Here is a 23,663-nt window from a genome sequence, read left to right as displayed (position 1 = left end):
AGCCTTAGGGGAAAACGAATGGATTTGATACTCGACCTGCTCGCCACCGTCTCCCGCTGGAGCCGCAGCAACCTGTCGGAAATCTCTCTGGCGCTGGTGGGCTGCCTGCTGGTGCTGTTCGGCGCGGACATCAAAGGCTGGGTCGACCAACGCCTGGGCAGCATCGCCGGCGCCTTACGAGTACCGTTGCTCGCTCTGGTGTGCATGATCGGGAGCGGCGTGGCACTGATCTACGCCACGCCGTGGATCATCAAAGGGCTGAGCCAGTTCAACAACTACAGCTTGGCGCCGGTGTTGTTGGTGGTGCTGGTGTTGATTGGCGTTGTAGCAGACCGCCGCTAAATCTCGAAAACACCCCAAAACAAATGTGGGAGTGAGACCGGCTTGCCGGCGATAGCGGTCTGACAGTCAACGAAGATGTTGAATGTAATGACGCTATCGCCGGCAAGCCGGTCTCACTCCCACATTGGGTATTGCGAATTCCTTTATTGCTTGGCGGCGACCTTGACTGCATTGCGCATCATGGCGTTCAGCCCGTGGAAGTCGTTGCAGCCCAACGCTTCAGCTTCATCCAGATAGGCAATATTCACACTGTCAGGCCGGTCATCTTTGTTTACACGCGTCAGCGCCAGAATGTAATTGGCCTCGGCCCGGTATTGATCTTCGGTCAGGACCAGCGCGACGGCGCGAGCCTGCATGGCCGCCAGCACACCCTGCTCCGGCAAGGGCGCCGCTTCGTCCACGAAACACACGGAATGCTTGGCCGGTAACGGATAGGCGTCACCATGGGCGTCGGGCTTTTGCAGCAACTGTTCCAGCGACTGCAAGTACTTCAGGTGATCCGCGTTGTGCAGATCAAACCTCTCGTATGCCTTATCACACAAGTGGTAATAGCCAACCGCAGCCGCCAGCAAGCCTTGGTCCATGGCTTTTTGGTAAAGGCCACACGCCTCCTTGCGCGTGCGCTCAGAGAACATCGGATTGTCCTGCAGGTTGGCCAAAAAGTACGTTGCTCCAGTGTGTCCGCCATCAGACGCTCGTTTCAGATTGTCTACGAGCGCTTCCAAATCACCTTCCGCATTGCGCAGCTGCTCTGGACTGTACTTGAAAGCAGATTCCCCGGCGGCCTCCAGCTTTAACCTTTCATCGGCCTCACGCTTGAATTTGTCGGCCACTCTCTGGGCGCGTGCAAAGTATTCATCGGGCGTTACAACGCGTTCGCAAGCTGCAGAAAACAGCAGACTTAAAAATAGCGTGCAGACGAAAATGACTTTCAAACCTGTCTTCCTTTACAAGTGGGGACCTAGATCTTTCGGCGGATCAACGCTGATCTTGAACACTGCATAAAACAAATGTGGGAGCGGGCTTGCTCGCGAAGGCGTCGTGTCAGTCAACATCACTGTTGAATGATTAACCGTCTTCGCGAGCAAGCCCGCTCCCACATTGGGTGTTGCGTAAGGCTTAGGACTGTTTTTCGAACTTCAGGTCCCACACGCCATGCCCAAGACGTTCGCCGCGGCGTTCGAACTTGGTGATCGGGCGCTCGGTCGGGCGCGGGACGCATTTGCCGTCTTCTGCCAGGTTGCGATAACCCGGTGCGACGTTCATCACTTCCAGCATGTACTCGGCGTACGGTTCCCAGTCGGTGGCCATGTGCAATACACCGCCGACTTTCAACTTGCTGCGCACCAGTTCAGCGAAGGACGCCTGAACGATACGGCGCTTGTGGTGACGGCTCTTGTGCCATGGGTCCGGGAAAAACAGCATCAGGCGATCGAGGCTGTTGTCGGCCACGCAACGGTTGAGCACTTCGATCGCGTCGCAATCGTAGACCCGCAGGTTGGTCAAGCCCTGGGTCAGCACGCCATTGAGCAGCGCGCCGACACCCGGACGGTGAACTTCCACGCCAATGAAATCCTGTTCCGGCGAGGCTGCGGCCATTTCCAGCAGCGAATGGCCCATGCCGAAACCGATTTCCAGCGAGCGCGGCGCGGAGCGGCCGAACACCTGGTCGAAGTCCACCGGTGCGTCAGCCAGCGGCAGGACGAACAGCGGCGTGCCCTGCTCCAGGCCTTTTTGCTGGCCTTCGGTCATGCGCCCGGCACGCATCACGAAGCTCTTGATGCGGCGGTGTTGGCGCTCTTCGCCTTCTGCAGGCGTGATAGGCGTGTCGTTTGATTCAGTCATCAATGGCTCTTACTTGATCAGACCATCCAGCGGCGAGGAGGCGCTGGCATAGAGTTTTTTCGGCATGCGGCCGGCGAGGTAGGCCAGGCGGCCTGCAACGATGGCGTGTTTCATGGCTTCAGCCATCATGATCGGCTGCTGGGCATGGGCGATGGCCGAGTTCATCAGCACCGCTTCGCAACCCAGCTCCATCGCGATGGTGGCGTCGGAAGCGGTACCGACACCGGCATCCACCAGCACCGGAATCTTGGCTTCTTCGAGGATGATCTGCAGGTTGTACGGATTGCAGATCCCCAGGCCCGTGCCGATCAGGCCTGCCAGTGGCATGACCGCGATAACACCAATTTCCGCCAGTTGACGGGCGATGATCGGGTCATCGCTGGTGTAGACCATCACGTCGAAGCCTTCCTTGACCAGCACTTCGGCGGCCTTGAGGGTTTCGATCACGTTAGGGAACAGGGTTTTCTGGTCCGCCAGTACTTCCAGCTTCACCAGGTTGTGGCCACCCAGCAGCTCACGGGCCAGGCGACAGGTGCGCACAGCTTCGGTAGCGTCGAAGCAACCGGCAGTGTTCGGCAGGAAGGTGTAGCGATCCGGCGACAGGACTTCGAGCAGGTTCGGTTCGCCCGGGTTCTGGCCGAGGTTGGTGCGGCGCACGGCGAAGGTGACGATCTCGGCACCCGAGGCTTCGATGGCCAAGCGGGTTTCTTCCATGTCACGGTACTTGCCGGTGCCTACCAGCAAACGCGACTGGTAAGTACGACCGGCCAGGACGAAGGGCTTGTCGCTACGAACGATGCTCATGGGAAATCCTCTGTAGGGGTGAGGTTCTTGCAGAATTCTGTGCCCTTGCGGGCCGGGCGACTAGCCGCCGCCGATGGCGTGCACGACTTCGACATTGTCACCGTCGTTCAGCGTGGTGTCGGCATGCTGGCTGCGCGGGACGATATCCAGATTGAGTTCAACCGCCACCCGGCGTCCGGTCAGTTCCAGACGGGTCAGCAGGGCCGCAACGGTTTCACCGTCGGGCAGTTCAAGGGATTCGCCGTTCAACTGAATGCGCATACCGAATGCCGCCATCATTTTTAGGGGCTGGCATTCTAGCCCGATCAGTCTTGGCGACCCAAGCCATTCGTCATGAAATGGACCGTCCGGTCAGCTCAACCGCCAGGCGGCGAGCCCCAGGCAGAACCAGCCGACCAGGAATGCCAGGCCGCCGAAGGGCGTGATGATCCCCAGCTTGCTGAAGCCGGTCAGGGTCAGCAGGTACAGACTGCCGGAAAACAGCAGGATGCCGATGGCAAACGAGGCGCCGGCCCAACTGATCAGGCGACCCGGAATCTGCGTGGCCAGCAGCGCCACGCCCAGCAGCGCCAAGGTGTGCACCAGTTGATACGTGACGCCGGTGTGGAAAATCGCCAGGTACTCGGGTGTCAGACGGTTTTTCAGGCCGTGGGCGGCGAACGCGCCAAGGGCAACGCCAGTGAAACCGAAGAAAGCGGCCAGCATCAGAAAGCCACGCAGCATGAAGAACTCCAGTCAGACGCGATCAACAGGGTCTGTATAATGGCCCGCTCAACGGGTTCGGCCAAGCCATCTCTATGCTGCGTATATTTTTGCGACGATTCACAAAAGCCCTGCTCTGGTTCGCGGGCGGCAGCGTATTGCTGGTTCTGATTTTTCGCGTGGTACCACCACCGGGAACGGCCTTGATGGTCGAGCGCAAGGTCGAATCCTGGTTCGACGGCGAGCCGATTGACCTGCAACGCACCTGGAAGCCCTGGGATGAAATCTCTGACGACCTGAAAGTCGCGGTGATCGCGGGCGAGGATCAGAAATTCCCGGAGCATTGGGGTTTTGATTTTGGGGCGATCCAGAAAGCATTGGCCCATAACGAACTCGGCGGTTCGATTCGCGGTGCCAGCACCCTGAGCCAGCAAGTCTCAAAGAATCTGTTTTTGTGGTCTGGGCGCAGCTGGCTGCGTAAAGGCCTGGAAGCTTGGTTCACCGGGTTGATCGAGGTGCTCTGGCCCAAGCAACGAATTCTCGAGGTGTACCTCAACAGTGCCGAGTGGGATGACGGGGTGTTTGGCGCTGAAGCAGCGGCCAGACATCACTTTGGTGTTGGCGCCAAGTCTCTTTCCCGGCAGCAGTCGAGTTTGCTGGCGGCGGTGCTGCCTAATCCACGGGTGTGGAGTGCGAGCCATCCGACCCACTATGTTGCGCGGCGGGCTGGGTGGATTCGGCAGCAGATGAGTCAGTTGGGCGGGGATAGTTATCTGGTGGGCATCAACGATTCACGCCGAGCGCCTTGGGCACAATGACTGATCCGCGACGACGCAAGCCTCGCTCCTGCAGGGGGGCGATGCGTCACTAGTGGGCACAAACAAAAACGCCCCGATCAATGATCGTAATGCTGTTCACTTAAGACAATCATCAGTCGAGCGAGAACTTGTGGCGAGGGGATTCATCCCCGTTGGGCTGCGAAGCGGCCCCCTGCGCCCGTTCAGACAGACCGAGTTGTGTGGATTTACGACTGCTTCGCAGCCGAACGGGGCGGTGCGACGTTTCGCTGAATCCCCTCGCCACAAATGAGTGCCCGCGCTTAAGTGAACAGCATTACGATCAATGATCGGGGCGTTTTTTATTGCCGGGCGCGCGGTTAAGCGGCGATCGACAACTTGAGCTTGTTCATCGCGCTCTTTTCAAGCTGACGAATACGCTCGGCCGACACGTTGTACTTCTGCGCCAGGTCGTGCAGCGTGGCTTTCTCTTCCGCCAGCCAGCGCTGGTAGAGGATGTCACGGCTGCGGTCGTCCAGCACTTCCAGCGCTTCGTGCAGGTTGTGGTTGGAGTTGTCGCTCCAGTCGGCATCTTCCAGTTGACGGGCCGGGTCGTACCGGTGGTCTTCCAGATAGTTGGCCGGTGACTGGAAAGCACTGTCGTCGTCCGCTTCTGCGGCCGGGTCGAAGGCCATGTCATGGCCGGTCAGGCGACTTTCCATCTCGCGCACTTCCCGCGGCTCTACGCCGAGGCTTTCCGCCACACGGTGGACTTCCTCGTTGTTCAGCCACGCCAGGCGTTTCTTCTGGCTGCGCAGGTTGAAGAACAGCTTGCGCTGAGCCTTGGTGGTCGCGACTTTCACAATGCGCCAGTTGCGCAGGATGAACTCGTGAATTTCCGCCTTGATCCAGTGCACTGCGAACGAAACCAGACGCACACCCATTTCCGGGTTGAAGCGCTTCACCGCCTTCATCAGGCCGACGTTGCCTTCCTGGATCAGGTCAGCCTGAGCCAGGCCGTAACCGGAATAGCTACGGGCGATATGTACAACAAAACGCAGGTGGGCGAGCACCATCTGCCGAGCCGCCCCCAAATCCTGCTCATAATAGAGACTCTCGGCCAGTTCACGCTCCTGCTCCGGCGTCAGCAATGGAATGCTGTTCACCGTGTGCACATAGGCCTCCAGGTTCGCACCCGGGACCAGAGCATATGCAGGTTGCAAAGAATTGGTCATACGAAAAAACCTCCCACTTACAAACTCGTGCAGTTCAGCACTGCGAAAATTGACCGGAAACCGAAAGACAAGTTCCCATAAACGCTGAAAGGTCAATACGAGCAAAATGATACTACTTAGGCGCAAGCTCCCTCAGGTGGCGTGCGACTGCAATCCATGCACCGATATACCCCAACAGCACCGCGCCAAGCAAGAGAGACAGACCGTCGGCAACTGGCACGCCAGCCAGTGCGAAATCACTGCCGTACAAACCGGCCAGCCCTACCACCGCGTCGTTCAGCCAGTTCAGGCCGAACGCCAATACACCCCAGGAAAGCATCCCCGCACCGAAGCCATACAACGCGCCCATGTACAGAAAGGGCCTGCGCACATAGCTGTCAGTGCCGCCGACGAGTTTAATCACTTCTATCTCTGTGCGGCGGTTTTCAATATGAAGACGAATGGTATTGCCTATCACCAAAAGTAATGCAGAAACCAGAAGCACGGTCAGACCGAAGACAAAACGGTCACCCAGCTTGAGGATCGCTGCCAGACGCTCGACCCAGACTAGATCAAGTTGCGCCTGTTGTACCTTCGGCAGCTCGGAAAGTTTTTGTCGTAATGCTTCAAGCGCGGGCTTGTCGACCTCGTTCGGGGTCACCAGCACCACGCCTGGCAGCGGGTTTTCCGGCAGTTCCTTGAGCGCCTCGCCCAGACCGGACTGTTGCTGGAACTCTTCCAGCGCCTGATCACGACCGACATATTCCGCCTCCGCGACGCCGGGCATGCCTTTGATCTGCTCGCGCAACGACTCACCCTCAGCGGGGCTGGCCTCGATTTGCAGGTACAGGGAAATCTGCGCCGCACGCTGCCAGGAACCGCCGAGGCGTTCGACGTTACTTAGCAAAAGTGACAGGCCCATGGGCAAACTCAGGGCAACCGCCATCACCATGCAGGTGAAGAAACTGCCGATTGGCTGCTTGCCCAAACGACGCAAGCTATCGAGCAGGCTGGCGCGATGACTCTCGACCCAGGCGCGGAACAGCGTGGCGAAGTCCGGACCGTCATCATCGTCGCGTTTTTTCTTCTGCGGCTGCGGGTCGGCGGCCTTGGGGGCCACACGCTCGGAAACCTTGGGGCTGCGTGTCGCACTCATACGCCCGCCTCCCCGTCGCCGATCAGTCGGCCACGTTGCAGGGTCAGCATGCGATGACGCATACGAGCGATCAGCGCCAGGTCGTGACTGGCAATCAGCACGCTGGTGCCCAGACGATTGATGTCTTCGAACACGCCCATGATCTCGGCCGCCAGACGCGGGTCGAGGTTACCGGTCGGTTCGTCCGCCAGCAGCAGAGCCGGACGGTGGACGATGGCGCGGGCGATGCCGACGCGCTGTTGCTGACCGGTGGACAGGTCGCCGGGGTACAGATCGGTTTTATCCGACAGCGCCACGCGCTCAAGCGCCGAATCCACGCGCTTGACGATCTCGGCCTTCGACAGGCCAAGGATCTGCAAGGGCAGCGCGATGTTGTTGAACACCGTGCGATCGAACAGCAACTGGTGATTCTGGAACACCACACCTATCTGCCGACGCAGATAAGGAATCTGCGCATTGCTGATGGTGGCGAGGTCCTGGCCGGCGAGCAGCAATTTGCCGGTGGTCGGACGCTCCATCGCCAGCAGCAGGCGCAATAAGGTGCTTTTACCGGCGCCAGAGTGGCCGGTCACAAACAAAAACTCGCCCCGTCGGACTCGAAAGCTCAGCTCATGCAAGCCGACGTGACCGTTCGGGTAGCGCTTACCGACTTGCTCGAAACGAATCATGAACGCTCCCGCTCGGCAAACAGTGCCTGGACAAAGGGTTCTGCTTCAAAAGTACGCAAGTCATCGATGCCTTCACCGACGCCGATGTAGCGAATTGGCAAACCAAATTGCTTGGCCAGGGCGAAAATCACCCCGCCCTTGGCAGTGCCGTCGAGCTTGGTCAGCGCCAGGCCGGTCAGTTCGACGGTCTGGTTGAATTGCTTGGCTTGGTTGATGGCGTTCTGACCGGTGCCGGCGTCGAGCACCAGCAGCACTTCGTGCGGCGCATCGGCATCGAGCTTGCTGATGACCCGGCGAACCTTTTTCAACTCTTCCATCAAATTGTCTTTGGTGTGCAGGCGACCGGCGGTGTCGGCGATCAACACGTCAATGCCACGGGCCTTGGCGGCTTGCACGGCATCGAAGATAACCGAAGCGGAGTCGGCGCCGGTGTGCTGGGCGATGACCGGGATCTTGTTGCGCTCGCCCCACACCTGCAACTGCTCGACGGCGGCGGCGCGGAAAGTATCGCCGGCCGCGAGCATGACTTTCTTGCCTTCGAGCTGCAGCTTCTTCGCCAGTTTGCCGATGGTGGTGGTCTTGCCGGCGCCATTGACGCCAACCACCAGAATCACGAATGGCTTGTTCTGCGAGGTGATTTTCAGCGGCTGCTCGACAGGCTTGAGCATCGCCGCGAGTTCAGCTTGCAGGGATGTGTACAGTGCGTCGGCATCGGCCAGCTCTTTGCGCGCAACCTTTTGGGTCAGGTGCTGGATGATCACCGAGGTCGCTTCGACGCCAACGTCGGCGGTCAGCAGACGGGTTTCGATGTCTTCGAGCAGCTCGTCATCGATGATTTTCTTGCCCAGGAACAGGCTGGCCATGCCTTCGCCGATGCTGGCGCTGGTCTTGGACAGACCTTGCTTGAGGCGGGCGAAGAAACCGGCTTTGGTTTCTTCGGTACGCGGCGGCTCGACCGGGAGTTCGACGGGAACATCGAGCGCGGCGACTAAGGGAGCAACAACCGGTACAGGCGCCGGGGCTTGAACCACAGGAGCGGGCGGAGCGACAAACACAGGAATCACCGGCTCTGGGACAACCGCCTCAGGCTCGGCCACGACGACCGGCACGACAACCGGTTCAACCACCGGCGCATGAACAGGCTCATGAGCAAAGGCCGTCGGGGCAGGAATCGGCGGCGTCACATGCGGCGCCAACTCATCTTCAACCAAGGCCACCGGTTCTTCCGCCACCGGCAACGTCAGCCACGGCTCGGCGCCGGGTGTCAGCGGCTGCTCGGCAATCACTTCGAGTTCCGCTTCAGCCACCGGTTGCAGTACCGGCTCGGCGATCGGCAGGACAACCGGCGCCAGCTCTTCTTCTATTACCGGCGCAGATGTTGGCTCAGGAAGTGGTTGTGGCTGTTCGACGACGGGGTCCTGCGGCTTTTTGCGCAGCCATCCGAACAGGCTTTTCTTCTCGCCAGCCGCAGCTGGGGTCTTCTTGTCGTCGTTGGAACCAAACATGGAGGACGGCTATCTCACGGTAGCGACGCGCCTAAGGGCGCCCCGGCAAATGAATATTCGATGCAGAACAGACTGCGATTGACCCAGCTTGTTCACGCGCAACATTTTGTCGAGGTGCAAACAGCACCTCAAAGGTTGACTAATACGAAGGACTGGAACGGCATCGTCGGCGAAAACGCAGAGTTTAGCTGACAAACTCAAAGCTTCCGCAGGTAACCCATGCAACCTTCCGGCCGATCAAAGGCCTGATAGGCGTGGCCGCCAGTAAAACGGACCAGTATCCTAGGGCGTGTCATCAATCATTACCAGTACCGCGTGGCCGCCTGAAAACGGGCCAGGCAAGGCGCAGGCCGCAGGGAATGTGCTTTCCTTCCCAAGGACTGCAACGCAGCATGGCCCGTTTTCAGGCGCCACCCGGAGGGCCGGGCCTGATAGTGTGCAGGGCTGCGTTGCTCGGAGTTTATTTGGAATGACCAAACTACACTCCTCGCGCCTTGCCCTGCGCACTATCAGGCTCCGGCACGGTACTGGTAATGATTGATGACACGCCCTACCTCTCGCCCGCTGACGCTAAGAACAAGCGGGCAGCCCCAAAGGTTTAAAAACGAATGAATGCTTTAGCCCGCCGCGCTGCAGGCCTGCTGCTCAGCACAGTTTGTCTGCCCCTCTCGGCCCTGGCTGCCGATCCACAACCCACCCACGAATTCACTCTGGATAATGGTCTGAAGGTCGTTGTGCGCGAAGACCATCGTGCACCAGTGGTGGTTTCCCAGGTCTGGTACAAGGTCGGCTCCAGCTACGAGACGCCAGGTCAGACCGGTTTGTCCCACGCGCTTGAACACATGATGTTCAAGGGCAGCGAGAAAGTCGGACCCGGCGAAGCTTCGCTGATCCTGCGCGACCTCGGCGCCGAAGAGAACGCGTTCACCAGCGATGACTTCACGGCGTATTACCAGGTGCTGGCCCGCGACCGCCTCGGCGTGGCCTTCGAGCTGGAAGCCGACCGCATGGCCAGCCTGCGCCTGCCGGCCGACGAGTTCGCCCGCGAGATCGAAGTCATTAAAGAAGAACGTCGCCTGCGCACCGACGACAAGCCAATGTCCAAGGCCTACGAACGCTTCAAGGCCATGGCCTACCCGGCCAGCGGTTACCACACGCCGACCATCGGCTGGATGGCTGACCTGGACCGTATGAAAGTCGAAGAGCTGCGCCACTGGTACCAATCCTGGTACGTGCCGAACAACGCCACGCTGGTGGTGGTCGGCGACGTGACCCCGGACGAGGTCAAAACCCTGGCCCAGCGCTATTTCGGCCCGATCGCCAAACGTGACGTGCCACCGGCGAAAATCCCGCTGGAACTGGCCGAACCCGGCGAGCGCCAGATCACCCTGCACGTGCAGACCCAATTGCCGAGCCTGATGCTGGGCTTCAACGTGCCGAGCATCGCCACCGCCGAAGACAAACGCTCGGTGAACGCCTTGCGCCTGATCTCGGCCCTGCTCGACGGCGGTTACAGCGGACGCATCCCGACGCAACTGGAGCGCGGCGAAGAGCTGGTGTCCGGTGGCTCGTCGAGTTACGACGCCTACACCCGCGGCGACAGCCTGTTCACCTTGTCGGCCACGCCGAACACGCAGAAAAAGAAAACCATGGCCCAGACCGAAGCGGGCCTGTGGAAGCTGCTCGAACAGCTGAAAACCACCGCGCCGTCCACTGAAGAACTGGAACGCGTCCGCGCCCAAGTCATCGCCGGCCTGGTCTACGAGCGTGATTCGATCACCAGCCAGGCCACCTCCATCGGCCAGCTGGAAACCGTCGGCCTGTCCTGGAAGCTCATGGACACCGAACTCGCCGACCTGGAAAGCGTGACACCGGAAGATATCCAGAAAGCCGCCAAGCTGTATTTCACCCGCGAACGTCTCAGCGTCGCCCATGTACTGCCACTGGAGACGACTCATGAGTGAGCGTAAAAACCCCCGCCTGGCCCTGATCGGCCTGATCGCAGCCGTGCTGATCGGCTCCGCTGCGTTTTATCTGTCAAAAAGCGATGACACCAAGGCCAGCGAAGCCCTCGACAAGGCCAAGGCCAGCCAGAAGCTGCAATCGCTGACCGAACTCGACGGCAAGGCGCCGAGCCACCGCTCACTCGACGTACAGACCTGGAACACCGCCGAAGGCGCCAAAGTGATGTTCGTCGAAGCCCGCGAGCTGCCGATGTTCGACCTGCGCCTGATCTTCGCCGCCGGCAGCAGCCAGGACGGCAACGCGCCCGGTCTCGCCCTGCTGACCAACGCGATGCTCAACGAAGGTGTGACCGGTAAAGATGTCGGCGCCATTGCTCAGGGCTTCGAAGGCCTGGGCGCAGACTTTGGCAACGGCGCATTTAAAGACATGGCACTGGCTTCCCTGCGCAGCCTCAGCGCCGCAGACAAGCGCGAGCCCGCACTGAAGCTGTTCTCTGAAGTCGTCGGCAAACCGACCTTCCCTGCCGACTCCTTTGCGCGCATCAAGAACCAGATGCTCGCCGGTTTCGAATACCAGAAGCAGAACCCCGGAAAACTGGCGAGCCTGGAGCTGATGAACCGCTTGTACGGCGATCATCCGTACGCGCATTCCAGTGACGGCACGGCAAAAACCGTCCCGGCGATTACCGTGGCGCAACTCAAGGCGTTCCACGAGAAAGCCTACGCAGGCGGCAACGTGGTGATTGCGCTGGTCGGCGATTTGTCCCGTGCCGAAGCCGAGGCGATTGCCGCGCAAGTCTCCAGCGCGCTGCCGAAAGGCCCGGCACTGGCGAAAATCGCGCAACCGGAAGAACCGAAAGCCAGCATCGGCCACATCGAGTTCCCGTCCAAGCAAACCAACCTGATGGTTGCGCAACTGGGCATCGACCGTGACGATCCGGACTACGCGGCGTTGTCCATGGGCAACCAGATCCTCGGCGGCGGTGGTTTCGGCACCCGCTTGATGAGCGAAGTGCGAGAGAAGCGTGGCCTGGCGTACGGCGTTTATTCGGGTTTCAGCCCGATGCAGGCGCGCGGCCCGTTCATGATCAACCTGCAAACCCGCGCAGAAATGAGCGAAGGCACGCTGAAACTGGTGCAGGACGTCCTCGCCGACTACCTTAAAACCGGCCCGACCCAGAAAGAACTCGACGACGCCAAGCGTGAATTGGCCGGCAGCTTCCCGCTCTCCACCGCCAGCAACGCTGATATCGTCGGCCAGCTCGGCGCCATGGGTTTCTACAACCTGCCGCTGAGTTACCTGAATGACTTCATGCGTGAGTCGCAGAGCCTGACCGTCGAGCAGGTCAAAGCCGCACTGAACAAACACTTGAGCACGGACAAAATGGTCATCGTCAGCGCTGGCCCGACCGTGCCGCAAAAGCCGTTACCGGCCCCAACTGATAAACCTGCCGAGCAGCCGCTCGGGGTTCCGGAGCATTAATGGCCACTCGTCCTAAAAAACCCGTTCACAACGTACACAATGGCGTGAACCAACTGCGCATCATCGGCGGCGAATGGGGCAGCCGGAAGCTGAGCTTCCCGGACGCTCCGGGCCTGCGTCCGACCCCGGACCGGGTGCGTGAAACCCTGTTCAACTGGCTCGCGCCGTACGTTGCCGGGGCCAAAGTGTTTGATCCGTTCGCCGGCAGCGGCGCGTTGTTCCTTGAGGCCCTGTCCCGTGGCGCCGCGATGGGGCAGGCGCTGGACGCCAGCAACATTGCGGTCGCCAGCATCAAGGAGCATCTGGGCACGCTGCGCTGCACCACCGGCCAGATCCAGACCGCCGATGCCCTGCGCTATCTGGAAACCCAGACCGCGACCGCTTACGACCTGGTGTTCCTCGACCCGCCGTTCAACCAGGACCTGTTACCGACCGTCTGCACCCTGCTTGAAGAGCGGCAGTGGCTGGCCAATGAAGCCTGGATCTACACTGAAAGCGAAAACGCGCCGTCGAGCCTTGGCTTGCCAGGCAACTGGCGCCTGCACCGGGAGCAGAAATCCGGGCGGGTGTATTACGCGTTGTGGCAACGTATGGCAGAGATCGCCGGTTAATCGACCGGCCTGAAAAGGTGCGCACAGGTTGCGCACCGCTGCATCGAGAGCAATCGTGTCCTTTCCGTCAGAACGTTTCACCCCCGCCTTCGGCCTCGGCAACCCGCACCTGCAAACCTTGTGGGGACCGCTGTGGCGCAAAACCACGCACATCGAACGCGAGCGCGAACGCTTGTGGCTTGAGGATGGCGACTTTCTCGATATGGACTGGCACGGCCCGCACACCGCCGATGCGCCGCTGGTGCTGGTGTTGCACGGGCTGACCGGTTCTTCGAATTCGCCTTACGTGGTCGGGGTGCAGAAAGCATTCGGTGCCCAGGGTTGGGCCAGTGTCGCGTTGAACTGGCGCGGCTGTTCGGGCGAGCCGAATCTGTTGCCACGCAGCTACCATTCCGGCGCCAGCGAAGACCTCGCCGAAGTCATCAAACACCTGCGGGCCAAGCGCCCTCTCGCACCGCTGTATGCGGTCGGCTATTCCCTGGGCGGCAATGTCTTGCTCAAACACTTGGGCGAGACCGGCAGTGACAGCGGCGTACTCGGTGCGGTGGCGGTGTCGGTACCGTTTCGTCTCGATCATTGCGCCGATCGTATCGGGCAGGGTTTTTCGAAGGTCTATCAGGCGCATTTCATGCGTGAGATGGTGGCCTATATCAAGAACAAGCAGCGCCAGTTCCAGCATGACGGGCGCGAGGATGGACTGGCGGCCTTGGCGGCGCTGGGCTCGCTGGAGAACATGCGCACCTTCTGGGATTTCGATGGCCGGGTCACGGCGCCGCTCAATGGTTTCGTCGATGCCGAGGATTACTATCGCCGCGCCTCCAGTCGCTATTTCCTTGACCAGATTCGCACGCCGACCCTGATCATCCAGGCGGCCGACGATCCCTTCGTGTTCCCCCATAGCCTGCCGCACGCGTCGGAATTGTCCGCCTCCACACAATTCGAGCTGCAACCCAAGGGCGGGCATGTCGGGTTTATCGATGGCTCGTTCCGGCAACCGGGTTATTACCTGGAACGACGCATTCCGCAGTGGCTGAGCGCCGTGGGTCGCGGGTAAGCCATGGACGCCGATCAGGGCGAGTCGATCCGCTTCTGGCAAACGGCGCCGTTGGCCGGCGTCGAATTATTGTCCGCGCGCTACATCGAACACCGCTTCGCGCCCCACGTGCATGACGGTTATGTGATCGGCATGATCATGGCCGGTGCCCAGCGTTATCGCTATCGCGGTGCCGAACACCTGGCCGGCAGCGGCACCCTGGTGCTGATCAACCCTGATGAACTGCACACCGGCCACAAGGGCACGGAGGACGGCTGGTTGTACCGGGCGTTTTATCCGGACAGCGGGCAAATTCTCTCGCTGCTGGACGAACTGGAGCTGCCGACCCACAACCTGCCGGGGTTTGGCGCGACGCTGTATCGCGATCCGGATCTGGTGAAGGGTTTCTGCCAATTGCATCGCTTGCTGGAAAGTCCGTCCACGGCCCTGCAACAGCAAACGGTCTGGCGGGAAATGATGCTGTTGCTGCTGCAACGTCATGCGGCCGTGCCGATCGCCGGCAAACCCGGCAAGGAGCACCGGGCGGTGACGCTGGCCAAGGACGTACTGCAAGCGCAATTGGCCGCGCCGCCCTCGCTGGAAGAACTGGCGGCAACGGTCAACCTGTCACCGTTTCACTTCGCCCGGGTATTTCGCCGCGCCACGGGCATGCCACCGCACACCTGGTTGATGCAGCAACGCATCGCCCAGGCAAGGGCGCTGTTACAGAACGGTTGTTTGCCGCTGGAAGTCGCGATGCAGCTGGGATTTGCCGACCAGAGCCATCTGAGTCGACAGTTCAAGCAGGTTTACGGGGTTGGACCGGGGGCGTATCGCAGTGCGCGGCAACTATCGGGATATTGAGCTCGGCAAAGATCCGAATGTGGGAGCGAACTGTGGCGAGGGGATTTAGCGAAACGTCGCACCGCCCCGTTCGGCTGCGCCGTAAAACCATTGTGTGCGGTGTATCTGATACACCGCAGTTTTCGATTCGGGGCCGCTTCGCGACCCAACGGGGATAAATCCCCTCGCCACAGTTCGCACCCACAGGGATTTGTGTTTATTCGCCGGTGGCGATGCCGTGCGCGGGATCGTTGATCCACTCGCTCCACGAGCCGGCATACAACGAGCCCAACGGATACCCGGCGAGACACAGTGCGAACAGGTTATGGCAAGCCGTCACGCCAGATCCGCAATACGCCACCAGATCGGTCGGTGCACGATCGCCGAGTTTTGCGGCAAAACGCTGCTTGAGCTGCTCAGCCGGCAGGAAGCGCCCGTCACTGCCCAGGTTCTCGGTGAAGGCCGCACATTGCGCACCGGGAATGTGCCCGGCAATCGGGTCGATCGGTTCGACTTCGCCCTTGAAACGCGGCAAGGCGCGGGCGTCTAGCAAGGTCAGCGTTGGCTGATCGAGACGCTGTTGGAGCTGTTCGGCGCTCAAGATCAGCGCGTTGTCCGGCGTCCCGGTGAAGGTGCCGCGCTTGATGTCGCACCTGTCCAGACTCAGCGGCAATCCGGCCGCGTGCCAGGCCTTGAGCCCGCCATCGAGAATGAACACGCCGTCACGCTTGCCCAGCCAGGCCAGCAACCACCAGGCCCGCGCCGCGTAGGCACCGGGGCCATCGTCGTACAAAACCACTTCGCTGTCGGCGTTGATGCCCCACGCTTGCAGACGCTCGATCAAGTCTTCAGGTTCAGGCAGCGGGTGGCGCCCGGTCACGCCCTTGACCACTGCCCCGCTCAAATCACGTTCAAGATCGGCAAAGCTCGACCCAGCGATATGCCCTTCGGCATAACTGCGCTGACCGTAGTCCGGGTCTTCGAGGGCAAAACGACAATCCAGAATCACCAGCCCGGGCGCATCCTTTTTCAGGTCCAACGCTTGCGGGCTGATCAGTTGCGCAATGGGCATAACGGGCTCCTGTGATTAAGTCTGTCTTGAATCCTACTGCACTTCTTCAAGGGCCTGGGCCAGAGGCACGTAAAACTCTTCGTACAGCGCGTTGACCGCGTCGCGCGCCTGGTCCGTGACGAAACCGGCCTCAAGCACCAGCACCTGATACACCCCACGTTTGATGGCCTGCTCACTCAGGTGATTGGAGTTTTCCCGCGTGGTGCACAGAAAACGCACCCAGGACGTCAGGATAATCCACGCATTGAGCGTCAGGGATTCGATCTGGACCTTGTCCATTTGCAGGATGCCGGCGTCAACGAAGGCGGCGTAGATGTGGGTGCCATGGATCAGGCAGCGCTGGGAGAAACGCCGATAACGGGCGGCCAGTTCGGAATCGCTGTCGAGCAAATGCTCAAGATCACGATGCAAAAACCGGTAGCGCCACATCGCCGCCAGCAGTTCCTGAAGGTAGAAGCGCTTGTCTTCCACCGTGGACGCGCGGCCCTGGGGCGGGCGCAGGAAGCTGTCCACCAGGCTTTCGTACTCACTGAACAACACGGCGATGATCGCCTGCTTGTTGGGGAAGTGGTAGTACAGGTTGCCCGGAGAAATCTCCATGTGGGCAGCAATGTGGTTGGTGCTAATGCTGCGCTCGCCCTGTTGATTAAACAGCTCCAGGCTGTTCTGCACGATGCGCTCGCTGGTTTTGATCCGAGGGGCCATGGCTTGAGCTTTAATTCAGAGTGCGTTGACGGGCATCTTACGACCTATCGGCGAGTGGATAAAACAATGCTGCACCAGGATGTCATTTGACTTTCTAGAGCATAGACTCTAAAAAGTGCCTCATTACAACAAAAACCGGAGCCGATCATGACCGCCGACATCGCGTACCTGCAGAACCTGCAACAGCCTCTGGACGAGCTCCAGGCCCTGTTTGATACGCAGCGTGCGGCGTATGCAGCCAACCCGATGCCGCCGGCCGCCCAGCGCCAACAATGGCTCAAGGCACTGCGGGATCTGCTGAGCAATGAGCGCCAGGCTCTGATCGATGCCATCAGTCAGGACTTCAGTCATCGCAGTGCCGATGAAACCCTGCTCGCCGAGTTGATGCCCAGCCTGCACGGTATTCACTACGCCAGTCAGCACCTCAAAGGCTGGATGAAAGCTTCGCGGCGCAAGGTCGGTATCGCTTTTCAGCCGGCTTCGGCCAAAGTTGTTTATCAACCGCTGGGCGTGGTCGGCGTGATCGTGCCCTGGAACTACCCGCTTTACCTGGCCATCGGGCCGCTGGTGGGTGCGTTGTCGGCGGGCAATCGGGTGATGCTCAAACTCAGTGAGTCGACCCCCGCCACCGGCTTGCTGATGAAAGAGTTGCTGGGTCGGATCTTCCCGCAAGACCTGGTCTGCGTGGTGCTCGGCGAAGCCGATATCGGTGTCGCGTTCTCCCGACTGCGCTTCGATCACCTGCTGTTCACCGGCGCCACCAGCATCGGCAAGCACGTGATGCGCGCGGCGGCAGAGAACCTGACGCCGGTGACCCTTGAGCTGGGCGGCAAATCCCCAGCCATCGTTTCCCTCGACGTGCCGCTCAAGGACGCCGCCGAACGCATCGCTTTCGGCAAGACGCTCAATGCCGGACAAACCTGCGTGGCCCCGGACTACGTGCTGGTGCCGGAAGATCGTGTCGGCGCTTTCGTCGAAGCCTATCGCCAGGCGGTTCGCGGGTTTTATCCGACACTGGCCGACAACCCGGACTACACCGCGATCATTAATGACCGGCAATTGGCGCGGCTCAACGGTTACGTCAGTGATGCCACCAGCAAGGGTGCACTGCTGATTCCGCTGTTCGATCAAGGTCAGGGCCAGGGCCGGCGCATGAGTCACAGCGTGCTACTCAACGTCAGTGATGACATGACCGTGATGCAGGACGAAATCTTCGGCCCGCTGCTGCCGATCGTTCCGTACAAGGATCTTGATCAGGCGTTTGCCTACATCAATCAACGACCTCGTCCGCTGGCGCTGTATTACTTCGGCTACGACAAGCGCGAACAAAATCGCGTACTCCACGAAACCCATTCCGGCGGCGTTTGCCTCAACGACACCTTGCTGCACGTGGCTCAGGACGATATGCCGTTCGGTGGCATCGGTGCCTCCGGCATGGGCCATTACCACGGCCACGAAGGCTTCCTGACCTTCAGCAAGGCCAAAGGCGTGCTGATCAAACAACGCTTCAACGCCGCGAAACTGATTTACCCGCCGTACGGAAAAGCCATTCAGAAACTGATCCAGAAGCTGTTTATCCGCTAACGATCATCCCCTTCGGGTAATAACAATAATGAGCCCAAGCCTGTCCGATACACCCGCGCTGTCACGGCGCGGCCTGCTTAAATTCAGCCTCGGCGCGAGTGCGTTTCTGGCCACGGCCGGATTGGGCGCGAGCCTCAGCGGCTGCTCATCGAGCCTCCCGGCCAGCGGTTTCGCGATTTTGCGTAGCGGCGACCTACTGTTTCTGCGGGCATTGGTGCCGGTGATGCTCGAAGGCGCCGTGGCCGTCGAGAAGATGCCGGCGGCCGTCGATGGCACGCTTGAAACCCTGGATAACGACTTGAATCATTTGTCGCCGGAAATGCTCAAGTTGACCCAGCAATTGTTCGACGTGCTGGGAATGGCGGTGACCCGCGGGCCGCTGACCGGGATCTGGGGCAGCTGGGAAAACGCCAGTGCCGATGAGATCCGGCATTTTCTCGATCGCTGGGAAAACAGTTCGTTGAGCCTGTTGCGCATGGGGCATAGCTCGTTGCTGCAACTGGTGATGATGGCCTGGTATAGCCGAGCGGAATCGTGGGTGCATTGCGGGTATCCAGGGCCGCCTGCCGTTTGAGACCGAGCCGCGCCCTTCGCTCCTACAAGGGCTCACTCGATCCTGTAGGAGCGAGGCTTGCCCGCGAAGGCGTCCATGTAAACACCACTGCACCCAAACCATAACAACAAGAGAACCTGAAGATGCCCGTACCCGACCCGTTCCGCGAAGGCATGGCCCGAGGCTGGAAAACCTACAACGGCTCGCAACTGACCCAGGACCTGACCCTCGAAGCGGACGTGGCGATCATCGGCAGCGGCGCGGGCGGCGGGACCACCGCGGAAATCCTCAGCGCCGCCGGTTACAAGGTGTTACTGATCGAAGAAGGTCCGCTCAAGACCAGCAGCGACTTCAAGCTGCTCGAAGACCAGGCCTACACCAACCTCTACCAGGAAGGCATCGGCCGCATGAGCAAGGACGGCGCGATCACCATCCTCCAGGGCCGCGCGGTGGGCGGCACCACGCTGATCAACTGGACCTCAAGCTTTCGCACGCCGGACCCGACCCTCGACCACTGGGCCAAAGAACACGACGTCAAAGGCCACACGCCGGCCGAGATGGCGCCGTGGTTCGAGAAGATGGAACAACGCCTGGGCGTCGCGCCGTGGATGGTGCCGCCCAACGCCAACAACGATGTAATCCGCAAAGGCTGCGAGCAACTTGGCTACACCTGGCATGTGATCCCGCGCAATGTGCGCGGTTGCTGGAACCTTGGCTATTGCGGCATGGGCTGCCCGACCAACGCTAAGCAATCGATGATGGTCACGACCATTCCCGCGACCCTGGAAAAAGGTGGCGAGCTGCTTTATCTGGCCCGCGCCGAAAAGGTCTCGATCAAGGATGGCAAGGTCACCGGCCTGCAATGTTTGGCGATGGACGACCGTTGCGTCGCGCCAACCGGACGGACGATTACGGTCAAGGCGCGGCATTACGTGCTGGCGGGCGGCGGGATCAACAGCCCGGCGCTGCTCCTGCGTTCGGAGGCGCCCGATCCGCACGCGCGACTGGGCAAGCGGACGTTCCTGCACTTGGTGAACATGTCCGCCGGGCTGTTTGACGAGGTGATCAACCCGTTCTACGGCGCACCGCAGTCGATCTATTCCGACCATTTCCAGTGGCAGGACGGCACCACCGGCAAGATGTCCTACAAACTGGAAGTACCGCCACTGCACCCGGCGCTCGCCTCCACCCTGCTCGGCGGTTTCGGCAAGGAAAACGCCGCGCACATGGAAAACCTGCCCCACACCCACGCGATGCTGGCGCTGTTACGGGACGGCTTCCACCCGGACAGCCCGGGCGGTAGCGTCGAGTTACGCGGCGACAACACGCCAGTGCTCGACTATCAGGTTTCACCCTATGCCTGGGACGGCTTGCGCCGGGCCTTCCACAGCATGGCCGAAATCCAGTTTGCCGGTGGCGCCAACGCGGTCATGCCGATGCACGCTGACGCGCGCTATGTGAAAACCCTGGCCGAAGCGCGCACGCTGATCGACGGTTTGAGCCTTGAACTGTACCGCACCCGCCTGGGCAGCGCTCATGTGATGGGCGGTTGTGCCATGGGTGAAGACCCGAAAAACGCCGTGACCGACAGCCTCGGCCGGCATCACCAGATCAGCAATCTGTCGATTCATGACGGCTCGCTGTTCCCCACCAGCATTGGCGCAAACCCGCAATTGTCGGTCTACGGGTTGACGGCGCAACTGGCAACTTCCCTCGCCGAACGTTTGAAAAACCCATGAAAACGGAGAATATTCCAATCGTCTATAGTGCTTTCTTACCCAACAGGCGACTTGGCCGACCGGGAAGGCTGCGATACCATCCGACTCCCCAACGGACTCCCGCCAGGACGACGCGATGAACCGAGTGTTGTACCCAGGTACCTTCGACCCTATTACCAAGGGCCATGGCGACTTGGTCGAACGCGCCGCGCGCCTGTTCGATCATGTGATCATCGCCGTCGCTGCCAGCCCGAAGAAAAACCCGTTGTTTCCCCTGGAACAGCGTGTGGCGCTTGCCCGCGAGGTCACTAAACATCTGCCGAACGTTGAAGTCGTCGGCTTCTCGACGCTGTTGGCGCACTTTGCCAAAGAGAAAAACGCCAACGTGTTCCTGCGTGGTTTGCGCGCGGTGTCGGACTTCGAATACGAATTCCAGCTGGCCAACATGAACCGCCAACTGGCGCCGGATGTGGAAAGTCTGTTTCTTACACCATCCGAGCGTTATTCGTTCATTTCCTCGACGCTGGTTCGTGAAATCGCAGCGTTGGGCGGCGATATCACCAAGTTCGTCCACCCTGTGGTGGCGGACGCCCTCACCGAACGCTTCAAGAAGTAACGACCGCTCAAGCGGCGCCCGCGTGCACTGCGGGCGCCAATGCGGCACAATTGCGCGCATTGGTTTATTGCGCCCGGGCCTTGCGCCCTGGCTGGAGTTAGCATGTCCCTGATCATCACCGACGATTGCATCAATTGCGACGTCTGCGAACCTGAGTGCCCGAACGCCGCCATTTCCCAAGGCGAAGAGATCTACGTGATCGACCCGAACCTGTGCACACAGTGTGTCGGCCACTACGACGAACCTCAGTGCCAGCAGGTTTGCCCGGTGGATTGCATTCCGCTGGATGAAGCGCATCCGGAGACTGAAGAGCAGTTGATGGCGAAGTATCGGGTCATTACCGGGAAGGCTTGATTCTTTGGCGTCTGTGAGGACGCCTTCGCGGGCAAGCCTCGCTCCTACAGGCTTCACTCCCGCTGCTCAAACCCCTCCCCGATACACCCCAGACACCGCACAAACGCCGCTTTCGCCGGATCAACCACCAGCGCCTGACCCGCATCGCCAATGCCGCCGCCCAACGCGGTAAACGGCAACGACACCACAAACGCCCCGGCACCGATCACCGTCGCCACGACCAACAAGGGTCGGGCAATCAGCAAGTCGCCGAGCATGGCGTAGGCCGGGGGATTCTGAATGGTGTAGCGCGGGTCACCGCTGCCGCTGTTTGCCGCCAGCGCTGGCGCACCGACGCTCAGCAGCAGCGCAACAACAAGGGTTCGAAACGAGTTCATGGCACGGTCCTTCGGCTAGGCAGTCAGAACACTGACTATAGACCGTAGGACGTATCAGCTCTGACAGCGTGGGCAAAAGACGCTGGCGCGCTGCCCGAGTTTTACTTCCCGCAACTCCGTCCCACAGACCTTGCAGGGCGCACTGCCACGGCCATACACAAACAGTTCCTGCTGAAAATAACCCGGCTGACCGTCGCCGCCGATAAAGTCCCGCAGCGTAGTACCGCCACGCTCGATGGCCGCGGCCAAAATGCGTTTGATCTCGATCGCCAGCTTCAAATAGCGCGCTCGGGAAATGCTCTTGGCTTCACGACGCGGGTCGATGCCGGCGGCGAACAGGGCTTCGGTCGCATAGATATTACCGACGCCGACCACCACCGCGTTATCCATGATGAACGGCTTGACCGCCATGGATCGTCCCCGGGACTGCTGGAACAAGCGATCACCATCAAACAGGTCGGTCAACGGCTCCGGCCCCAGGCGAATCAGCAGTTCGTGGTTGAGCGGGTCGAGGCTCCAGAGCATCGCGCCAAACCGGCGGGGGTCGGTATAGCGCAGGGCCAGCCCGGATTCCAGTTCGATGTCGACATGCTCGTGCTTGGCCGCCGGCATACCGACTTCCACCAGACGCAGATTGCCCGACATGCCCAAATGACTGATCAGCGTCCCGACTTCGGCGTTGATCAACAGGTATTTGGCGCGCCGTTCCACCAGCACAATACGCTGGCCGGACAGTCGCACATCGAGGTCTTCAGGAATCGGCCAGCGCAAGCGGCGCTCACGCACGATCACCCGGCTGACGCGCTGGCCTTCCAGGTGCGGCGCAATCCCGCGACGGGTGGTTTCGACTTCTGGCAGTTCAGGCATGGTGTACTCGAATCAGGCTGTCCGGTGCTCAGCGGTGAGCGCCGAGATCGCGAATCGTTTGCTTGAGGGTCTCGAAGTCGTAGTCCGAGAGGCCGACATAATCGAGCACCAGATGCCCGATGCTGTTCCATTCGTGGTCTTCGGTCTGATTACCCAAAACCCGGTAAGACGCACAAATATGCTCGGCCATTTTCAGGATCGCCAGCAGGTTCTTGAGCTGAGCGTTGCGCGAAGACTCATCGCTGAAAATCACCAGGGCATTGTGGTGATTGGCGATCGCGGCGGTCACATGCTCCGGCAGGCGCCAGGATTTGGCCGTGTAATAACCGACCACCGCGTGGTTGGTGTTGAACACCCGGTTCTCTGTGTCGACCACCCGGCATTCGGCACTGGCGTTGGCATAGGCCTCCTCCAGAACGGTCATGTAATTGGGGAAGCGCTGCAACATCAGCGGCACGCCGCAATCGTGAAACAGCCCCAGCGCGTACGCTTCATCACCCGCCTGGGCGCCGATGCGCTTGGCCAGTGTCAGGCAGGTCATCGCCACGTCCTGAGCCGTGTCCCAGAAACGGTTCAAGGTGACGATGGTGTCGTCGTTCATTTCGCCCTTGATCGACTGCGCATTGATCAGGTTGATGATCGAACGGCTGCCCAGCAGGTTCACCGCACGCTGGATCGACGCGATCTTGTTACTCAAGCCGTAATACGGCGAGTTGACGATCTTCAGCAAGGCGCCAGAGAGCCCCGGGTCCTGGGAGATCAGCTTCGCGATCACTTCCAGATCCGGGTCGGGCATGTACTGCTCCATCTGCAAATCCACCATGATTTGCGGCTGAGCAGGCACGCTGATGCCTTGCAGGGACTGTTGAAT

Annotated in this window: 26 protein-coding genes; 12 read left to right on the top strand and 14 right to left on the bottom strand. The window is 60.4% G+C overall.

Annotated elements, in window-relative coordinates:
• The first annotated feature begins 18 nt into the window (after positions 1–18).
• On the top strand, positions 19–342 hold the full coding sequence (locus EYC95_RS15390) for a DUF3392 domain-containing protein (protein WP_131061120.1): 324 nt from the start codon (positions 19–21) through the stop codon (positions 340–342).
• 143 nt (positions 343–485) lie between these two features.
• Here EYC95_RS15390 and EYC95_RS15385 read toward each other — a convergent pair whose 3' ends face one another.
• From EYC95_RS15385 to EYC95_RS15360, 5 genes are all read right to left on the bottom strand, one after another.
• On the bottom strand, positions 486–1,277 hold the full coding sequence (locus EYC95_RS15385) for a hypothetical protein (protein ID WP_131061119.1): 792 nt from the start codon (positions 1,275–1,277) through the stop codon (positions 486–488).
• A gap of 184 nt (positions 1,278–1,461) precedes the next feature.
• A complete protein-coding gene (gene trmB / locus EYC95_RS15375) occupies positions 1,462–2,187 on the bottom strand; it encodes a tRNA (guanosine(46)-N7)-methyltransferase TrmB (RefSeq protein ID WP_131061118.1) in 726 nt (241 codons plus the stop codon).
• A 9-nt stretch (positions 2,188–2,196) separates the two neighbouring features.
• Complete coding sequence (locus EYC95_RS15370; RefSeq protein ID WP_008068101.1) at positions 2,197–2,991, bottom strand: thiazole synthase; 795 nt, start codon at positions 2,989–2,991, stop codon at positions 2,197–2,199.
• Positions 2,992–3,051: 60 nt separating this feature from the next.
• Complete coding sequence (thiS, locus tag EYC95_RS15365; RefSeq protein WP_165557463.1) at positions 3,052–3,252, bottom strand: sulfur carrier protein ThiS; 201 nt, start codon at positions 3,250–3,252, stop codon at positions 3,052–3,054.
• A 90-nt stretch (positions 3,253–3,342) separates the two neighbouring features.
• Positions 3,343–3,714: a DUF423 domain-containing protein gene (locus EYC95_RS15360; RefSeq protein WP_131061117.1), complete on the bottom strand. Its 372-nt coding sequence runs from the start codon at positions 3,712–3,714 to the stop codon at positions 3,343–3,345.
• A 74-nt stretch (positions 3,715–3,788) separates the two neighbouring features.
• Between EYC95_RS15360 and mtgA the strand changes: the two genes are divergently transcribed.
• On the top strand, positions 3,789–4,511 hold the full coding sequence (mtgA, locus tag EYC95_RS15355; protein ID WP_131061116.1) for a monofunctional biosynthetic peptidoglycan transglycosylase: 723 nt from the start codon (positions 3,789–3,791) through the stop codon (positions 4,509–4,511).
• Positions 4,512–4,849: 338 nt separating this feature from the next.
• Here mtgA and rpoH read toward each other — a convergent pair whose 3' ends face one another.
• The 4 genes from rpoH to ftsY all read right to left on the bottom strand — a co-directional run bounded on the left by rpoH (position 4,850) and on the right by ftsY (position 9,012).
• Positions 4,850–5,704: an RNA polymerase sigma factor RpoH gene (rpoH, locus tag EYC95_RS15345; RefSeq protein WP_007897890.1), complete on the bottom strand. Its 855-nt coding sequence runs from the start codon at positions 5,702–5,704 to the stop codon at positions 4,850–4,852.
• A gap of 112 nt (positions 5,705–5,816) precedes the next feature.
• Entirely contained in the window at positions 5,817–6,839 is a 1,023-nt protein-coding gene (gene ftsX, locus EYC95_RS15340) for a permease-like cell division protein FtsX (protein ID WP_131061113.1), read from the bottom strand.
• Entirely contained in the window at positions 6,836–7,507 is a 672-nt protein-coding gene (ftsE, locus tag EYC95_RS15335; RefSeq protein WP_131061112.1) for a cell division ATP-binding protein FtsE, read from the bottom strand. Before ftsE ends, ftsX begins: the two co-directional genes overlap by 4 nt.
• Positions 7,504–9,012: a signal recognition particle-docking protein FtsY gene (gene ftsY / locus EYC95_RS15330; RefSeq protein ID WP_131061111.1), complete on the bottom strand. Its 1,509-nt coding sequence runs from the start codon at positions 9,010–9,012 to the stop codon at positions 7,504–7,506. The genes ftsE and ftsY overlap by 4 nt, the downstream gene beginning before the upstream one ends.
• A 608-nt stretch (positions 9,013–9,620) precedes the next feature.
• Between ftsY and EYC95_RS15315 the strand changes: the two genes are divergently transcribed.
• The 5 genes from EYC95_RS15315 to EYC95_RS15295 are packed head-to-tail and all read left to right on the top strand — an operon-like array spanning position 9,621 to position 14,967.
• The gene (locus EYC95_RS15315) at positions 9,621–10,976 is read left to right on the top strand and encodes a pitrilysin family protein (RefSeq protein WP_131061110.1); all 1,356 of its coding nucleotides are present in this window, start codon (positions 9,621–9,623) and stop codon (positions 10,974–10,976) included.
• Positions 10,969–12,459: a pitrilysin family protein gene (locus EYC95_RS15310; RefSeq protein ID WP_131061109.1), complete on the top strand. Its 1,491-nt coding sequence runs from the start codon at positions 10,969–10,971 to the stop codon at positions 12,457–12,459. The genes EYC95_RS15315 and EYC95_RS15310 overlap by 8 nt, the downstream gene beginning before the upstream one ends.
• Entirely contained in the window at positions 12,459–13,070 is a 612-nt protein-coding gene (gene rsmD / locus EYC95_RS15305; protein WP_109635619.1) for a 16S rRNA (guanine(966)-N(2))-methyltransferase RsmD, read from the top strand. Before EYC95_RS15310 ends, rsmD begins: the two co-directional genes overlap by 1 nt.
• Before the next feature lie 55 nt (positions 13,071–13,125).
• Positions 13,126–14,124, top strand: a complete 999-nt coding sequence (locus EYC95_RS15300) for a hydrolase (protein WP_131061108.1) — start codon at positions 13,126–13,128, stop codon at positions 14,122–14,124.
• A 3-nt stretch (positions 14,125–14,127) separates the two neighbouring features.
• Positions 14,128–14,967 carry an AraC family transcriptional regulator gene (locus EYC95_RS15295; RefSeq protein ID WP_131061107.1) on the top strand — a complete coding sequence of 280 codons (840 nt, stop codon included), beginning with the start codon at positions 14,128–14,130 and terminating at the stop codon, positions 14,965–14,967.
• Positions 14,968–15,163: 196 nt separating this feature from the next.
• Here the strand turns inward: EYC95_RS15295 and EYC95_RS15285 are convergent, their stop codons facing one another.
• Positions 15,164–16,018, bottom strand: a complete 855-nt coding sequence (locus tag EYC95_RS15285) for a sulfurtransferase (protein WP_131061105.1) — start codon at positions 16,016–16,018, stop codon at positions 15,164–15,166.
• A gap of 33 nt (positions 16,019–16,051) precedes the next feature.
• Positions 16,052–16,723, bottom strand: coding sequence for a TetR/AcrR family transcriptional regulator (locus EYC95_RS15280; RefSeq protein WP_131061104.1), 672 nt, complete (start codon positions 16,721–16,723; stop codon positions 16,052–16,054).
• 147 nt (positions 16,724–16,870) lie between these two features.
• Between EYC95_RS15280 and EYC95_RS15275 the strand changes: the two genes are divergently transcribed.
• From EYC95_RS15275 to EYC95_RS15250, 5 genes are all read left to right on the top strand, one after another.
• Positions 16,871–18,307, top strand: coding sequence for a coniferyl aldehyde dehydrogenase (locus tag EYC95_RS15275; RefSeq protein ID WP_131061102.1), 1,437 nt, complete (start codon positions 16,871–16,873; stop codon positions 18,305–18,307).
• 28 nt (positions 18,308–18,335) lie between these two features.
• Positions 18,336–18,881 (top strand): twin-arginine translocation pathway signal protein, encoded by a 546-nt coding sequence (locus tag EYC95_RS15270; RefSeq protein WP_131061101.1) that lies wholly within the window; start codon positions 18,336–18,338, stop codon positions 18,879–18,881.
• 122 nt (positions 18,882–19,003) lie between these two features.
• The gene (locus EYC95_RS15265; RefSeq protein WP_131061100.1) at positions 19,004–20,599 is read left to right on the top strand and encodes a GMC family oxidoreductase; all 1,596 of its coding nucleotides are present in this window, start codon (positions 19,004–19,006) and stop codon (positions 20,597–20,599) included.
• 115 nt (positions 20,600–20,714) lie between these two features.
• On the top strand, positions 20,715–21,194 hold the full coding sequence (gene coaD, locus EYC95_RS15260; RefSeq protein ID WP_131061099.1) for a pantetheine-phosphate adenylyltransferase: 480 nt from the start codon (positions 20,715–20,717) through the stop codon (positions 21,192–21,194).
• Between the two features lie 102 nt (positions 21,195–21,296).
• The gene (locus EYC95_RS15250) at positions 21,297–21,548 is read left to right on the top strand and encodes a YfhL family 4Fe-4S dicluster ferredoxin (RefSeq protein ID WP_048722619.1); all 252 of its coding nucleotides are present in this window, start codon (positions 21,297–21,299) and stop codon (positions 21,546–21,548) included.
• A gap of 53 nt (positions 21,549–21,601) precedes the next feature.
• On the opposite strand, the gene EYC95_RS15245 is transcribed toward EYC95_RS15250, so the two are convergent.
• Genes EYC95_RS15245 through EYC95_RS15235 form a run of 3 tightly spaced genes read right to left on the bottom strand, consistent with a single transcriptional unit; the run spans position 21,602 to position 23,636 of the window.
• The gene (locus EYC95_RS15245) at positions 21,602–21,925 is read right to left on the bottom strand and encodes a multidrug transporter (protein WP_131061097.1); all 324 of its coding nucleotides are present in this window, start codon (positions 21,923–21,925) and stop codon (positions 21,602–21,604) included.
• 54 nt (positions 21,926–21,979) lie between these two features.
• Positions 21,980–22,792 (bottom strand): bifunctional DNA-formamidopyrimidine glycosylase/DNA-(apurinic or apyrimidinic site) lyase, encoded by an 813-nt coding sequence (gene mutM, locus EYC95_RS15240; RefSeq protein ID WP_131061096.1) that lies wholly within the window; start codon positions 22,790–22,792, stop codon positions 21,980–21,982.
• A gap of 28 nt (positions 22,793–22,820) precedes the next feature.
• Positions 22,821–23,636 carry an HDOD domain-containing protein gene (locus tag EYC95_RS15235; RefSeq protein WP_178083838.1) on the bottom strand — a complete coding sequence of 272 codons (816 nt, stop codon included), beginning with the start codon at positions 23,634–23,636 and terminating at the stop codon, positions 22,821–22,823.
• Positions 23,637–23,663 lie beyond the last annotated feature (27 nt).

The sequence above is a fragment of the Pseudomonas sp. BGI-2 genome (assembly GCF_004310295.1).
In the GTDB taxonomy this organism is placed as follows: Bacteria; Pseudomonadota; Gammaproteobacteria; order Pseudomonadales; family Pseudomonadaceae; genus Aquipseudomonas.
This window is presented reverse-complemented; position numbering and strand designations above follow the sequence as displayed.

What these genes read in the sequence shown, in the direction of transcription:
- EYC95_RS15390 (WP_131061120.1), top strand. Translation starts at nt 19, where the DNA reads ATGGATTTGATACTCGACCTGCTCGCCACCGTCTCCCGCTGGAGCCGC.
- trmB (WP_131061118.1), bottom strand. Translation starts at nt 2,187, where the DNA reads ATGACTGAATCAAACGACACGCCTATCACGCCTGCAGAAGGCGAAGAG.
- EYC95_RS15370 (WP_008068101.1), bottom strand. Translation starts at nt 2,991, where the DNA reads ATGAGCATCGTTCGTAGCGACAAGCCCTTCGTCCTGGCCGGTCGTACT.
- thiS (WP_165557463.1), bottom strand. Translation starts at nt 3,252, where the DNA reads ATGCGCATTCAGTTGAACGGCGAATCCCTTGAACTGCCCGACGGTGAA.
- EYC95_RS15360 (WP_131061117.1), bottom strand. Translation starts at nt 3,714, where the DNA reads ATGCTGCGTGGCTTTCTGATGCTGGCCGCTTTCTTCGGTTTCACTGGC.
- mtgA (WP_131061116.1), top strand. Translation starts at nt 3,789, where the DNA reads ATGCTGCGTATATTTTTGCGACGATTCACAAAAGCCCTGCTCTGGTTC.
- rpoH (WP_007897890.1), bottom strand. Translation starts at nt 5,704, where the DNA reads ATGACCAATTCTTTGCAACCTGCATATGCTCTGGTCCCGGGTGCGAAC.
- ftsX (WP_131061113.1), bottom strand. Translation starts at nt 6,839, where the DNA reads ATGAGTGCGACACGCAGCCCCAAGGTTTCCGAGCGTGTGGCCCCCAAG.
- ftsE (WP_131061112.1), bottom strand. Translation starts at nt 7,507, where the DNA reads ATGATTCGTTTCGAGCAAGTCGGTAAGCGCTACCCGAACGGTCACGTC.
- ftsY (WP_131061111.1), bottom strand. Translation starts at nt 9,012, where the DNA reads ATGTTTGGTTCCAACGACGACAAGAAGACCCCAGCTGCGGCTGGCGAG.
- EYC95_RS15315 (WP_131061110.1), top strand. Translation starts at nt 9,621, where the DNA reads ATGAATGCTTTAGCCCGCCGCGCTGCAGGCCTGCTGCTCAGCACAGTT.
- EYC95_RS15310 (WP_131061109.1), top strand. Translation starts at nt 10,969, where the DNA reads ATGAGTGAGCGTAAAAACCCCCGCCTGGCCCTGATCGGCCTGATCGCA.
- rsmD (WP_109635619.1), top strand. Translation starts at nt 12,459, where the DNA reads ATGGCCACTCGTCCTAAAAAACCCGTTCACAACGTACACAATGGCGTG.
- EYC95_RS15295 (WP_131061107.1), top strand. Translation starts at nt 14,128, where the DNA reads ATGGACGCCGATCAGGGCGAGTCGATCCGCTTCTGGCAAACGGCGCCG.
- EYC95_RS15285 (WP_131061105.1), bottom strand. Translation starts at nt 16,018, where the DNA reads ATGCCCATTGCGCAACTGATCAGCCCGCAAGCGTTGGACCTGAAAAAG.
- EYC95_RS15280 (WP_131061104.1), bottom strand. Translation starts at nt 16,723, where the DNA reads ATGGCCCCTCGGATCAAAACCAGCGAGCGCATCGTGCAGAACAGCCTG.
- EYC95_RS15275 (WP_131061102.1), top strand. Translation starts at nt 16,871, where the DNA reads ATGACCGCCGACATCGCGTACCTGCAGAACCTGCAACAGCCTCTGGAC.
- EYC95_RS15270 (WP_131061101.1), top strand. Translation starts at nt 18,336, where the DNA reads ATGAGCCCAAGCCTGTCCGATACACCCGCGCTGTCACGGCGCGGCCTG.
- EYC95_RS15265 (WP_131061100.1), top strand. Translation starts at nt 19,004, where the DNA reads ATGCCCGTACCCGACCCGTTCCGCGAAGGCATGGCCCGAGGCTGGAAA.
- coaD (WP_131061099.1), top strand. Translation starts at nt 20,715, where the DNA reads ATGAACCGAGTGTTGTACCCAGGTACCTTCGACCCTATTACCAAGGGC.
- EYC95_RS15250 (WP_048722619.1), top strand. Translation starts at nt 21,297, where the DNA reads ATGTCCCTGATCATCACCGACGATTGCATCAATTGCGACGTCTGCGAA.
- EYC95_RS15245 (WP_131061097.1), bottom strand. Translation starts at nt 21,925, where the DNA reads ATGAACTCGTTTCGAACCCTTGTTGTTGCGCTGCTGCTGAGCGTCGGT.
- mutM (WP_131061096.1), bottom strand. Translation starts at nt 22,792, where the DNA reads ATGCCTGAACTGCCAGAAGTCGAAACCACCCGTCGCGGGATTGCGCCG.